The following is an 11427-nucleotide window of genomic DNA, read 5'->3' on the forward strand; positions in this document are numbered from 1 at the left end:
CGGCCCATGCCCCCTGCCTCCTGTCCAACACCCGCGCGGATCCTGGTGATCGGCGCGGGTGGCCGCGAGAACGCGCTGGGCTGGGCCCTGGCCCGCTCGCCAGGGGTTGAGGCTGTCTGGATTACCCCTGGCAATGGGGGCAGCTGCGACCTACCGGGCTGCCAGCAACTGGCCATCGCCGAATCCGACCACAACGGGCTAGAGGCCGCCTGCCGCGACCTGGCAATTGAACTGGTGGTGGTGGGTCCAGAAGCCCCCCTGGCTGCTGGCCTGGCCGACAGCTTGCGCGCTGCGGGATTCCCCTGCTTCGGCCCGGGGGCCGATGGGGCGCAGCTGGAGGCAAGTAAGCAGTGGGCTAAGGCGCTGATGAAGGAGGCCGGCATTCCCACCGCCGGCTACTGGTCTGCAAACAGCCGCGAACAAGCTCTGCAAATTTTGACGGCCCAGGGGCGCCCCCTGGTGGTGAAGGCCGATGGCCTGGCCGCCGGCAAAGGCGTCACGGTGGCCGAAAGCGTTGAGGAAGCACGCGCCGCCATCGAGGAAATTTTTGCCGGCCGCTTCAGCGCAGGGCCCAAGGATGCCGGCGCCGAATTGACAAGCGTCTCTCTGGTGCTGGAGGAGCGCACCGTTGGTCCCGAAGTGTCCGTATTCGCCCTCTGCGATGGCCAGCGCATGGTGCTGCTGCCCACTGCCCAGGATCACAAGCGCATCGGCGAGGGCGACACCGGCGCCAACACCGGCGGCATGGGCGCCTACGCCCCGGCTCCCCTATTGGATGCGCCCGGCCTAGAAGAGGTGCGCCAGCGGGTGCTTGAGCCCACCGTGGCTGCCCTGAGAGCTCGAGGCATCGACTACCGCGGCGTTATCTACGCCGGCTTGATGCTCACCGCAGCCGGACCGAGCGTGATCGAATTCAATTGCCGCTTCGGCGATCCGGAGTGCGAAACCCTGATGCCCTTGCTGGGGCCGGAGCTAGCCCAAATTCTGTTGGCCTGCGCCAACGGCAACCTCGACCAAGCCCCAGCCCTCACCATTTATCCCGGCTGCAGTGCCTGCGTTATCGCCGCTGCGGAGGGCTACCCAGGTGATCTGCGCCGCGGCGACCCCATCGCAAGCACCCTGCAGCCCACCGACCAGTTGCAGCTGTTCCATGCCGGCACCCGCCGTGATGACCACGGCCGCTGCCTAACCAGCGGCGGCCGGGTGCTGGCGGTGGTAGCCCAAGCCGACGACTTTGATACCGCCTTCGAGCGGGCCTACGCCGGGCTAGCCCAAGTGCACTTTGAGGGCATGGCCTTCCGCCGCGACATCGGCCATCAGGTGCGCAGCCGATGAGCTGGCGCCAGGCCATGGGCCGCTGGTGGGCGGAATTCAGCCTGCAGACCAAGCTGCTGGCTGTGGCCACCCTGGTGGTGAGCCTGCTGATGACGGGCATCACCTTTTTGGCCCTCAACGGCATCCAGAGAGATGCCCAGCTGAGCGATACCCGCTACGCCCGAGACCTAGGCCTGCTGCTCTCGGCCAACATCACGCCCCTGGTGGCTGAGGGCAACGACCGGGAGCTGGCGGCAGTAGCAGATCGTTTCTGGCGCTCCAGCCGCAGTCTTCGCTACATCTTTTTCGCCGATCCAGAAGGGGTGATCTACCTAGGCATTCCGATCGGTGCCAGCTCTGGCAGCAGCGAGCTGCTGCTCAGCCGCCGACTCGAATTGCCCTCAGACCTACAGAAACGGCCTGAAACGCCCCTGATCCGCCAGCACCTAAGCCCAGGCGGCCAGGTGACCGATGTGTTTGTGCCGATGGTGAGTGACGGCCGCTATCTCGGCGTGCTGGCCCTGGGTATCAATCCAAACGAAACCCTGCTCACCAGTGCCGCCCTCACCCGGGAGGTGACAGTGGCTGTGTTCATCTCAATCTGGGTGCTGGTGATTTTGGGGGCAGTTTTCAATGCCCTTACCATCACGCGCCCTGTGAAAGAGCTGCTGCAGGGGGTGCGCTCGATCGCTGGCGGCAACTTCGAGACCCGGCTGGCCCTGCCGGTGGGCGGGGAATTAGGGGAGCTGCTCGACGGCTTCAACACCATGGCCTCCCAGCTGGAGGACTACAAGGCAGCAAACATCGAGGAGCTCACCGCCGCCCAGGTGAAGCAGCAGTCCCTGATCGCCAAGATGGCCGATGGGGCAGTGCTGCTGGATGCCGAGGGCGCAATTGTGCTGGCCAACCCCACCTCCCGTCGGCTGTTCCGCTGGGAGGGCCGCAACCTCGAGGGCAACGACCTGATTGCCGAGCTGCCGGAAAGGCTGGCGATGGAGGTGCAGCCAGCCCTCGACAGCGTGACCTGCCGCGACCGAGACAGCGCCGATGTGCGTTGCAGTTTTGGCGAACCGATCCGCACCCTGCGCATCGTTTTGCAGTCGGTGAGTGATGCCAGCGGCGAAAGCCTCAAGGGCATCGCCATGACCATCCAAGACCTAACCCGCGAGGTGGAGCTCAATGCCGCCCAGAGCCGCTTCATCAGCAATGTCTCCCACGAGCTGCGCACGCCGCTGTGCAACATCAAGAGCTACGTGGAAACCCTCCACGACCTAGGCGACCAGCTCAGCGAAGAGGAAAAGCGCGAATTTCTGGGGATCGCCAACGCCGAAGCCGACCGGCTCACCAGACTTGTCAACGACGTACTCGACCTATCCCGGCTGGAGTCGGAGCGGGAGTGGAACCTAGAACCGCTGGAGCTGGCCCCAGCCATCGAGCAGATCCTGCGCACCTACCGCCTCAATGCCGATGAAAAGGGCGTCTCCCTGGCCTTTGAAGCCGATCCCCAGCTGCCGCGCATCCTGGGCAACTGGGACCTGCTGCTGCAGGTGTTCGACAATCTGGTGGGCAATGCCCTCAAATTCACCCCCAAGGGTGGGCGGCTGCAATTACGGGCCTACCCCTGGCCCGATCTCTGCGTGCTAACTCCGGGCAACGAACCCAGCAGCGACAGCCCCAGCTGCGATCTCACCTCACCCCTACCCCGGATTCGAATCGAAATCGCCGACAGCGGATGCGGCATCTCGGATGCAGACCAGGAGTGCATTTTTGATCGCTTCTATCGAGTTGAAAACGCGGTGCACACCGAAGCTGGGACGGGCCTAGGCCTATCGATTGTGCGTGGCAACCTCGAAAAACACGGCACCCAGGTGCGCATGGCCAGCGCCCTAGGGGTGGGCAGCACCTTCTGGTTTGACCTACCCCTAGAGAATTCCGACACGGACGAACTGCGGTTACTGGCCGAGCGCCGCCGCTACGACCAGGCCGAGATTTAAATCTCGTCGTCGGCGACGCTGCGGGCGATACGGGAGAGTTCGCTGCGCTCGTCGGTGGTGATCCGGTGGGGCACCCCGGAGATGATGCGCTCGAAGTTGGAAAAGGAATCCTTGATCTCAGGGCCATTGCTGGTGATCACGAATTCACGGATGCCCTTGTCGTGCCAGGAACCGCGCATTTTGAACACATTCAAGGCACGGGCCATCTCACCGCGGATCTCCACGTATTGGAGCAGCAGGATCGTGTCGGTGATTGTGGAGATATGGGAGTCGGTGATCGAATGGCTACCCATGAACTCCTCGGAGGTGTTCGTAAAGAAGCCGGCAATCTCCTCCTGCTTGGCATAACCAGTAACGCCAATCACAAACTGCCGAAAGGCGTTGTGGCTCACGCCCCTGGCTAGGGCACTTAGGGAATCGATCGCCATCCGCGATGGCTTGAACTGGCCTATTTCGGTTTTGATGATTTGGAGGTGATCTTCCAAACCCGTGGACTCGGGATAGGCGCAAATGATCTTGAGCAGGCCGTCCTGCTCCATCTGCTCAAAATCGATACCCCAACTGGTGGCATTGCGAAGCAGCTGGGCACGGGACTCCTCGTAAGCGAACAGAATTGCTCTCTCCTTAGAGCGACAAGCATCCTCGACAAATTTGGATACCAGCAGGGTTTTACCCGTACCCGTGGCACCGGTGGCCAAGATGATCGAATCCTTGAAGAAGCCTCCGCCGCACATCTCGTCGAGCCTGGGAACGCCGGAGCTGAGCCGCACATTTGAGGATCGCTGGGTGAGGCGCATGGCTCCCAGCGGGAAAACGCTGATGCCGTGGCTACCCATCGTGAAAGGGAACTCGCCCTTCATGTGGGTGGTGCCGCGCAGCTTGAGAATCTCCGCGGTGCGGCGCCGCCGCTCCCCCTCCAGCACGTTGCGGAGAATCACAACGTTGTCGGAAACAAATTCTTCAACCCCGTAGCGAGCAATCGGACCGTATTCATCGATCCTTTCGGTGGTCATCAGCGTGGTGACACCAATTTCCTTCAACCTGGCAATAAGGCGGAATATCTCCCGACGCACCACGGAAACCGCGTCGTATTGCTGAAATACAGCCGTAATCGAATCAATAGCCACCCGACGGGCTTTATACTTACGAATTGCATAATTAATCCGCTCAATCAAACCGGACAGATCAAAACTCCCCGCCACATCCTGGCCTTCCGGATCCGGCGAGGCGTCAAGAATAAAGAGCTTGTCTTGCTCCACCATCTCTTGCAGATCCCAACCAAAACTTGCCGCATTACGCAGAATATCTAGGGGCGACTCTTCAAAGGTTACAAAGATTCCCGGTTCGTTGTACTGACGAATGCCGTTGTATAGGAAGTTAAGAGAAAACACCGTCTTACCGGTGCCTGAGGTGCCGCTGATCAGGGTGGAGCGGCCGATGGGCAAACCGCCATGGCACACGTCGTCGAAGCCCTCGATCCCAGTCGGGAGCTTCTGTACCTGCATCAGAGGGTTGCTAGTGGGGCTTGGTTCCTGCATCGAGGGAAGAGTTCTGAATAAAAACTACTCAGGGCAGCGGCTCAAGAGAAGGGAGAGGATCTGTAGGAACCGAAACCGACGGATTTGCCATGCCGTCGGCGTCGCATAGTTCCTCTTCCAAAACCTCCTCACTAAGCTCTTCGTAGAGCAAATCAAGCCCGATCAGCACCCGCTCCCGATCGGAGAGATCGCCGATGATGCGGCGCACAGGCGGCGGCAAGATCTTGGCCAAGGTGGGGGTTGCGAGAATCTTGTCCTCCTCAGCCAGCTGAGGATTTTTCAAGACATCAATCACCTTCAAGGCATATACGCCCCGGAATTCCGTTTCCAGAATATTCCGCAGTGTTTTCAAGGCACGCATCGAGTTGGGCGTATTGCCCGCCACGTAGAGCTTGAGGATGTAGGTCTTGCGTGGAGTCATGGTTAAGAAACCTCCTGGTTCAAGCCGTCTTGGGCTGGCCGGACGCCTGGACCGGCAAACCAGTCAAAGGCGCATCGGGTGGAATGGAGCGGCGGTACATCTCGCAGAGATGGGCCATCACATCGAGCAGGGCCAGTCGATAATCCTGGAGGAAATCGTTCTTGTGCCCTTCCAGCTTGAGCTGCTTGGAGAAGCCATCAATGAGATTCATGTGAATCTCAACAGTTTTAGTAATGGGTAAATCACTGAAAAAAGCCGTATTGACGAAACTTTCCAAGGCCTGGTTTGCCGCCGCCGGATCCCGGAAATAACTGAGTAGCAGGTCTCGATAGGTGCGCTCTAGAGAATGGATCAGCTCTTCGCGCTCCCGCTCGCTCAGGTTACGTAGAAAGCGGGCTGGATCACGCTTGTAGAAAACCCCAACAAAGCCGACGCGGCCCTTCAACCGGTTGGCCAGCTTCCAGCGGTCGGGGGGTTCGGTGCTCTGGCCAGCAGGGGAGCTCTCGGAGCCGGCCAGGCCTTCACGTAAATAGCGGGAGACAGCCGCATCCAGGCTGTAGCTGAGCTGTTCAAGCTGATCGGGGGGCAGGTGCACCTCCGCTTCATGGAGTTCGATCTTCCCTCCCACGCCCCCGATCACCACCGCCGGCATCAGCAGTCCCAGATCCCCAAAGGCGCGGCAGTCATCTGGGCTGAGCCCCCCCTGCTCCAGCAGCACGGCGTCGAATTCCTCCCGTCGCTGCTCTAGCTCCACCAGGGGGTTGGTAGAGGGATCAACCCAGACCATGCGGCAACGCCCCCCGACCAGCCAGCGAGAGCATGCTTGCTGCAGGCGGGGATCTCGGATCAGAGAAGCGATGGTGAGGGCCGGTTCGGGCATGGACCGCGTTGGCAGCGGGGCAACCCGCGGGAAAGGCCCCTGAATGTTGACGAAAGGAAGGGCCGGGCGAGAGGATTATTGTTTGTTTTTCGATTGTGCGCCAGGCCGAATGACGCTAAGCCATTTTTAGGTCAGGGTTTATTGAAAACCTTGGCTCAAAAAGTGCTCCGTCAGCCTGGCCACGCTCCTGCCGCCATGAGCCCTACCACCGAATCCGCAGCCAAGAGCAGCGCCGAACCGGCCGCTTCCCAAGACGCCCCCACCAGTGGCGCCTACGCCATTGTTGAGGCATCAGGCCAACAATTCTGGCTGCAGCCGAACCGCTACTACGACCTCGACCGCCTTGGCATCGATGTCGACGGCACCTTGACCATCGAAAACGTGTTGCTGGTCAACGACGGCAAAACCACGACCCTGGGCCAGCCGTACGTAAAAGGAGCCAGTGTTGAGCTCAAGGTGATGGCCCATCGCCGCGGCCCCAAGATCATCATTTACAAAATGCGCCCTAAGAAAAAGACCAGGCGCAAAAACGGTCACCGTCAGGAGTTGACCCGCGTGATGGTCGAATCGATTTCCATAGGTGGCAAGGCTCTGGCCTGAGCTTTTTAACCGCCCCTCTCCAATTTCCATTTCCACTAGCTGATACCCCCGATCCATGGCCCACAAGAAAGGCACAGGCTCCACCCGCAACGGCCGCGATTCCAATTCCAAGCGCCTCGGCGTCAAGCGCTACGGCGGTGAAACCGTGTGCGCAGGCTCCATCCTGATTCGCCAGCGCGGCACCTCCGTGCTGCCCGGGGTCAATGTTGGCCGCGGCTCCGACGACACCCTGTTCGCCCTAGTGGATGGCGTAGTCAACTTCGAGAGCATCAAGCGCGGCCTGCGCAACCGCAAGCGCATCAATGTTGCCATCGCCTGAATCGGCCCCAGGCCCTTAAAGCGATTCCTTACTGCCGGCGGATCTCCGCCGGCTTTTTTATGCCCCGGGCTACCTGCCCTTCAGGCCAATCGGTAGGCCCGGGTCGTGATCAGGTAGGGGTGAAACACCTCGAGAAAGCGGCTCTGCAGCGTGCGGAAAAAAGCCTCCACCAGCTCTGGGGCATCGAAGTGAAAGGGGTACTCGCCCTGAAATCCCTTGAAGAAATACCAGTTGAGTAGGGCGATGCCGGCTGGGGCGAGGCGCTCGGCAAACAGGGCCAGCTGGGCGGCAGGATCGCTCAGATGCTCCAGCACATCCAGGCAAACGATCGTGTCGAAGCGCCCGGGCAGTGCCGGATCAGCCATATCCCGATAGCAGCTCAACTTGGCGCCCAAGCCCAGCTCGGCAGCGCGAGCCTGCACAAAGGCGCGATTGTGGGGATTGAGATCCACAAACCACACCCGCTCCACCTCGGGAAGAGCCGCCGCGGCTAGGGCATGGCTGCCGATGCCGCCGCCGAAGTCGAGCACCTGACCGCGGGCAAAGCGCTGCTGCAGCCGCAGGGTGTCAGCGATGTAATCGGCGCTGCCTAGGTGCCAGGCCGCCAACTCCAGCAGATGGCCGGTGCCAACAGTGTCTTCATAAAAGCGACCCGCCTGGTCTGGATCAAAGGCACCGGGGTGCAGGGCGGCCAGGTCGTCGGTGCTGCTGGGCAGGCGGCGCTCCAGCTCCTCGGGAGAAATGTCGAGGAAGCTGGCCAACTGGGGGCGCAGGGCGAAGCCATCAGCCAAGAACCGCTCCACCCCGAACTCCAGCTCCCCTGCCGCGCCCATGCCTTGCCATGCCCTTTAGATGAGCGTCAACCTAGGAGCCAGCCCCGATACGGGCCTGTTCCACAAGTTCAGCCCCTTCTCCCGGCACTTCTAACCAGCGCCGCAGCCAGGCCACCAGGCCATAGAAGGGCAGGGTGTCCGCCAGTGCTGCCACGAGTTTGAACAGGTAACCACTGGCGATGAAGGAGGCCAGCTGGGGTACCACCGGCTCGCCGGGGCGCACCGGCAGCACATGGCTGGCGTAGTGACTGATCAGCACCACGGCGCTGGTATCCACCAGCTGGCTAACCAGGGTGGAGCCGTTGTTGCGCAGCCATAGGGCCTTGCCCCCACTGAGGCGCTTCCAGAAATGGAATAGGCGCACGTCGGTGAACTGGGCCGCCAGGTAAGCCACCATAGAGGCGCCAACCGCGCCGAAGGCGAGCCGGCGCACCTCAAAAAAGGTGGCATCGGGCGCGCCTGCCAGCCCCGGCAGGATGCCGCCAAGCCAAAGGATCAGCACAATCCAGCCGTTTAGCAGCAGACCCACCCACACCAGCTGGGAAGCCTTCTGCTCGCCCCAAAGCTCACTGATCAGGTCGGTGCAGAGAAAGGTGATCGGATAGGGCAGGGCCCCCACCGCCACCACGATCGGCCAGGAGCCAATCGTGCCCAACTGCAGAAAGCGGGTGAGGCCAAGGATGTTGAGCATGCCCATGGTGCCCAGGAAGATCCCAGCCAGCACCAGAAACGCCAGGTCACGGCGCTGCAGCAGGGTCATTGGAGCTGAACATGGGACGCTGCAAGGGTGACGCTCCGATCCATGGCTGACCAGCCCTGCGGCTTTCTGGTGCTTGACAAGGCGGCGGGACTCACCTCCCACGCCTGTGTCGCCCGGGTGCGGCGCGCCTACAAGCTCAAGCGGGTGGGCCATGGCGGCACCCTGGATCCAGCCGTCACCGGGGTGCTGCCAATCGCCCTAGGCCCCGCCACCCGGCTACTGCCCTACCTCGAGGGCGACAAGACCTATCAAGGCGTCGTCCAACTGGGAGTGAGCACCGTCAGCGACGACCTGGAGGGAGAGGTGCTGGCCCGCTTTGCCGTGCCAGCTTTGGTGGCGTCGGATCTGGAGGCGGCCCTGGCAGCCTTTCGTGGCACGATCGACCAGGTGCCGCCCCAGGTTTCAGCCGTGCACGTGGAGGGTCAGCGGGCCTATGCCCTGGTGCGCCAGGGCGAGCAGGTCGAGCTGGCCGCCCGAGCGGTCACAATCCAGCGGCTGGAGCTGCTGGGCTGGGATGCCGCAACCGCCAGCCTGGAGCTGCTGGTGCGCTGCTCGGCCGGCACCTACATCCGAGCTCTAGCCCGCGACCTTGGCGAGGTGCTGGGCTGCGGTGGTGCCCTGGCGCGGCTGCGCCGCACCGAGGCCCTGGGCTTTGGCCTCGAACAGGCCGTGCCATTGGAAGCCCTCGATCAGGCGCCATTGCCCGCCCTGCTGAATCCACTGACAGCCCTTGGGCACCTACCCCAACGGCGGCTGCTCGATGCTGAACTTGAAGGCTGGCGCTGCGGCCGCGCCATTGACCATGGGTTGTCGCTGGAGGAAGGAGCGCCGGTGGCGGTGCTGGGGCCGGATGGCAACCTGGCCGGCATGGCTCGCACCAGTGAAAGCGGCCTCTTGCAGCCCAAGCTGGTTTTCAACGCAACCGGCTAGCCCCTCGCTCCTCTCCCCCCGCACCCCGATGGCCGGCCACAGCAAGTGGGCCCAGATAAAACGCAGCAAGGCCGTGGTGGATTCCAAACGCGGCGCCGTGTTCACCCGGCTTGGCAGGGAGATCATGGTGGCGGCCCGAAGCGGGGCCGACCCCGCCGGCAACTTCCAGCTGCGCACCGCCATCGAGAAGGCCAAAGCCGCAGGCGTTCCCAACGCCAACATCGAGCGAGCCATCGCCAAGGGTTCAGGCCAAGGCGGTGGCGCTGGCGAAACCTTCGAGGCGGTGCGCTACGAGGGCTACGGCCCCGGTGGCGTGGCGGTGCTGGTGGAGGCCTTCACCGACAACCGCAACCGCACTGCCGCCGAGGTGCGCCTGGCCTTCGGCAAGCATGGCGGCAACCTGGGCGAGACCGGCTGTGTGGGCTATCTGTTTGAGCAGCGCTCGGTGGTGCAGCTCGCCGCCGGGGATGGCCAAGCCATCGATGAAGAAACTCTGCTGGAGGGGTTGCTGGCCCTGGAGGAGCAGGGCGGACCCGCCGCCCTCGGCTACAGCCCTCTTGAGGAAGGGGGGCTGGAGGTGTTCGGCAACTTCGCAGACCTGGAAGCCCTGCAGGACGGCCTGCGGCACCAAGACTGGGTAGTGGTGGGTTGGGAACACCGCTGGATTCCCCAGACCGCCTGCCCCCTAAGCGACGCCGAAACTCTGCGTGCCTGCCTGCGCATGCTTGATGCCCTCGAGGACCTGGAAGATGGGCGCAGCGTTACCAGCAACCTGGAGGCCGACGAGGGGCTGCTGGCGGCGGTGATGGGCTGAGAGCAGCTGCGCTAGGGAGTGGCGCTAGGCAGCAGCGCTAGGGAGTAGCTAACCCACTTAAGGATCCTCTCGAATCGTTTGGGCATCAACCCGCCGCAGAAAATCGATCAGACCCTGGATATAAACCACCTGGTCATCAACCATCGCCATATGGCTTCCATTCGGGCAGTGGAGATGGGAACCCCGCGGCAGAGCCTTGGCCATAGCCGCCATCTGCTGGGGATTCATGGTGTCGTGGGCGGCACCAATGGTGAGAGTGGGAACCTGAATCCGTGATAAGTCAGCCCTGCGATCCCACTGGGCCAACTTGCCCCGGGCGCCCAGCTCACTGGGGCCCTGCATGGGGATGTAGACCTTCGGATTGAGGTGCTCAAATGCACGCAGAACCGAATCGGGCCATTGCGCATAGGGCCGGCGCAACACATGGTGCTCGTAGTGGTGCGGAATCAACAACTCCATGTAGCGTGGGTTGTCGTAATCCTCGGCAGCTTCGATGGCTTGGAGCTCGGCCAGAACGCCCGCCGGCAGTTGACGTAGAAATTTTCTTCAGCGTAACGATTATACTCGGGCACACTCCAAACCATGTTAGAGATTATTAATCCCTTCAGATGCTGCTGGTGGCGCAGCGCATACTCAATCGCCAGAATCCCGCCCCAGGAGTGACCGAGCAAGAAAAAATTGTTGCCATCGAGAGCCAGGGCTTGGCGCACCTGCTCCACCTCATCGACAAATCGCTCGATCTCCCAGAGATCAGCGTGATCAGGCTGGCTGCTGTGATGCGAACCCAACTGATCGTAGAAATAGAGCTCGACTCCCGCCTGGGGCAGAAAGCTATCAAACACCTCGAAATACTCGTGGGTGCAGCCAGGCCCGCCATGGAGCAGCAATAGCTTGATGTTTGGACTTGCACCGCTGCGACGTGTCCAAACCTCAAACGTGCCGTGAGCAGTCCGAACCGGAATCTTGCGAACACCGGAAGCGGGCGGAGCTGGATTGGATGTCATTGGCAAGGCCGAGAAAGATT

The 11427-nt window shown here is 62.0% G+C and carries 13 protein-coding genes; 6 read left to right on the forward strand and 7 right to left on the reverse strand.

The genetic code is table 11. The features are described 5' to 3' along the window. Positions 1 to 6: 6 nt before the first annotated feature. Positions 7 to 1335 carry a phosphoribosylamine--glycine ligase gene (gene purD, locus KBZ22_RS08090; protein ID WP_255021661.1) on the forward strand — a complete coding sequence of 443 codons (1329 nt, stop codon included), beginning with the start codon at positions 7 to 9 and terminating at the stop codon, positions 1333 to 1335. After that, positions 1332 to 3308: a two-component system sensor histidine kinase NblS gene (gene nblS, locus KBZ22_RS08095; RefSeq protein ID WP_255021662.1), complete on the forward strand. Its 1977-nt coding sequence runs from the start codon at positions 1332 to 1334 to the stop codon at positions 3306 to 3308. Before purD ends, nblS begins: the two co-directional genes overlap by 4 nt. Here the strand turns inward: nblS and kaiC are convergent. From kaiC to KBZ22_RS08110, 3 genes are read right to left on the reverse strand one after another with little or no spacing between them, the layout of a single operon-like run. Further along, positions 3305 to 4846: a circadian clock protein KaiC gene (gene kaiC / locus KBZ22_RS08100; protein WP_254998301.1), complete on the reverse strand. Its 1542-nt coding sequence runs from the start codon at positions 4844 to 4846 to the stop codon at positions 3305 to 3307. The genes nblS and kaiC overlap by 4 nt on opposite strands. 28 nt (positions 4847 to 4874) lie before the next feature. After that, positions 4875 to 5267 carry a circadian clock protein KaiB gene (gene kaiB, locus KBZ22_RS08105; protein ID WP_241518179.1) on the reverse strand — a complete coding sequence of 131 codons (393 nt, stop codon included), beginning with the start codon at positions 5265 to 5267 and terminating at the stop codon, positions 4875 to 4877. Between the two features lie 19 nt (positions 5268 to 5286). Continuing rightward, positions 5287 to 6147, reverse strand: a complete 861-nt coding sequence (locus KBZ22_RS08110) for a circadian clock protein KaiA (protein ID WP_254941011.1) — start codon at positions 6145 to 6147, stop codon at positions 5287 to 5289. A 195-nt stretch (positions 6148 to 6342) separates the two neighbouring features. Between KBZ22_RS08110 and rplU the strand changes: the two genes are divergently transcribed. Beyond that, entirely contained in the window at positions 6343 to 6747 is a 405-nt protein-coding gene (rplU, locus tag KBZ22_RS08115; protein ID WP_255021663.1) for a 50S ribosomal protein L21, read from the forward strand. A gap of 55 nt (positions 6748 to 6802) precedes the next feature. Further along, positions 6803 to 7066: a 50S ribosomal protein L27 gene (gene rpmA, locus KBZ22_RS08120; protein ID WP_106502291.1), complete on the forward strand. Its 264-nt coding sequence runs from the start codon at positions 6803 to 6805 to the stop codon at positions 7064 to 7066. Between the two features lie 80 nt (positions 7067 to 7146). On the opposite strand, the gene KBZ22_RS08125 is transcribed toward rpmA, so the two are convergent. Together KBZ22_RS08125 and KBZ22_RS08130 are read right to left on the reverse strand one after the other, a co-directional pair. Further along, positions 7147 to 7899 carry a bifunctional 2-polyprenyl-6-hydroxyphenol methylase/3-demethylubiquinol 3-O-methyltransferase UbiG gene (locus tag KBZ22_RS08125; RefSeq protein WP_255021664.1) on the reverse strand — a complete coding sequence of 251 codons (753 nt, stop codon included), beginning with the start codon at positions 7897 to 7899 and terminating at the stop codon, positions 7147 to 7149. Positions 7900 to 7930: 31 nt separating this feature from the next. Then, on the reverse strand, positions 7931 to 8659 hold the full coding sequence (locus tag KBZ22_RS08130) for a queuosine precursor transporter (RefSeq protein ID WP_255021665.1): 729 nt from the start codon (positions 8657 to 8659) through the stop codon (positions 7931 to 7933). Between the two features lie 42 nt (positions 8660 to 8701). Here KBZ22_RS08130 and truB point away from each other — a divergent pair, with 42 nt between their 5' ends. Next, positions 8702 to 9589 carry a tRNA pseudouridine(55) synthase TruB gene (truB, locus tag KBZ22_RS08135; protein ID WP_255021704.1) on the forward strand — a complete coding sequence of 296 codons (888 nt, stop codon included), beginning with the start codon at positions 8702 to 8704 and terminating at the stop codon, positions 9587 to 9589. A gap of 28 nt (positions 9590 to 9617) precedes the next feature. Next, entirely contained in the window at positions 9618 to 10403 is a 786-nt protein-coding gene (locus tag KBZ22_RS08140; protein ID WP_254941006.1) for a YebC/PmpR family DNA-binding transcriptional regulator, read from the forward strand. 57 nt (positions 10404 to 10460) lie between these two features. Here KBZ22_RS08140 and KBZ22_RS08145 read toward each other — a convergent pair whose 3' ends face one another. Both KBZ22_RS08145 and KBZ22_RS08150 read right to left on the reverse strand, forming a co-directional pair. Further along, positions 10461 to 10862 carry a hypothetical protein gene (locus KBZ22_RS08145; protein ID WP_255021666.1) on the reverse strand — a complete coding sequence of 134 codons (402 nt, stop codon included), beginning with the start codon at positions 10860 to 10862 and terminating at the stop codon, positions 10461 to 10463. Further along, positions 10850 to 11407, reverse strand: a complete 558-nt coding sequence (locus KBZ22_RS08150) for a proline iminopeptidase-family hydrolase (protein ID WP_255021667.1) — start codon at positions 11405 to 11407, stop codon at positions 10850 to 10852. The genes KBZ22_RS08145 and KBZ22_RS08150 overlap by 13 nt, the downstream gene beginning before the upstream one ends. Positions 11408 to 11427: the final 20 nt, after the last annotated feature.

Origin of the sequence: Cyanobium sp. L1E-Cus, from assembly GCF_024345755.1 — a bacterium.
In the GTDB taxonomy this organism is placed as follows: domain Bacteria; phylum Cyanobacteriota; class Cyanobacteriia; order PCC-6307; family Cyanobiaceae; genus Cyanobium_A; species Cyanobium_A usitatum.

What these genes read in the sequence shown, in the direction of transcription:
- purD (WP_255021661.1), top strand. Translation starts at nt 7, where the DNA reads ATGCCCCCTGCCTCCTGTCCAACACCCGCGCGGATCCTGGTGATCGGC.
- nblS (WP_255021662.1), top strand. Translation starts at nt 1,332, where the DNA reads ATGAGCTGGCGCCAGGCCATGGGCCGCTGGTGGGCGGAATTCAGCCTG.
- kaiC (WP_254998301.1), bottom strand. Translation starts at nt 4,846, where the DNA reads ATGCAGGAACCAAGCCCCACTAGCAACCCTCTGATGCAGGTACAGAAG.
- kaiB (WP_241518179.1), bottom strand. Translation starts at nt 5,267, where the DNA reads ATGACTCCACGCAAGACCTACATCCTCAAGCTCTACGTGGCGGGCAAT.
- KBZ22_RS08110 (WP_254941011.1), bottom strand. Translation starts at nt 6,147, where the DNA reads ATGCCCGAACCGGCCCTCACCATCGCTTCTCTGATCCGAGATCCCCGC.
- rplU (WP_255021663.1), top strand. Translation starts at nt 6,343, where the DNA reads ATGAGCCCTACCACCGAATCCGCAGCCAAGAGCAGCGCCGAACCGGCC.
- rpmA (WP_106502291.1), top strand. Translation starts at nt 6,803, where the DNA reads ATGGCCCACAAGAAAGGCACAGGCTCCACCCGCAACGGCCGCGATTCC.
- KBZ22_RS08125 (WP_255021664.1), bottom strand. Translation starts at nt 7,899, where the DNA reads ATGGGCGCGGCAGGGGAGCTGGAGTTCGGGGTGGAGCGGTTCTTGGCT.
- KBZ22_RS08130 (WP_255021665.1), bottom strand. Translation starts at nt 8,659, where the DNA reads ATGACCCTGCTGCAGCGCCGTGACCTGGCGTTTCTGGTGCTGGCTGGG.
- truB (WP_255021704.1), top strand. Translation starts at nt 8,702, where the DNA reads ATGGCTGACCAGCCCTGCGGCTTTCTGGTGCTTGACAAGGCGGCGGGA.
- KBZ22_RS08140 (WP_254941006.1), top strand. Translation starts at nt 9,618, where the DNA reads ATGGCCGGCCACAGCAAGTGGGCCCAGATAAAACGCAGCAAGGCCGTG.
- KBZ22_RS08145 (WP_255021666.1), bottom strand. Translation starts at nt 10,862, where the DNA reads ATGGAGTTGTTGATTCCGCACCACTACGAGCACCATGTGTTGCGCCGG.
- KBZ22_RS08150 (WP_255021667.1), bottom strand. Translation starts at nt 11,407, where the DNA reads ATGACATCCAATCCAGCTCCGCCCGCTTCCGGTGTTCGCAAGATTCCG.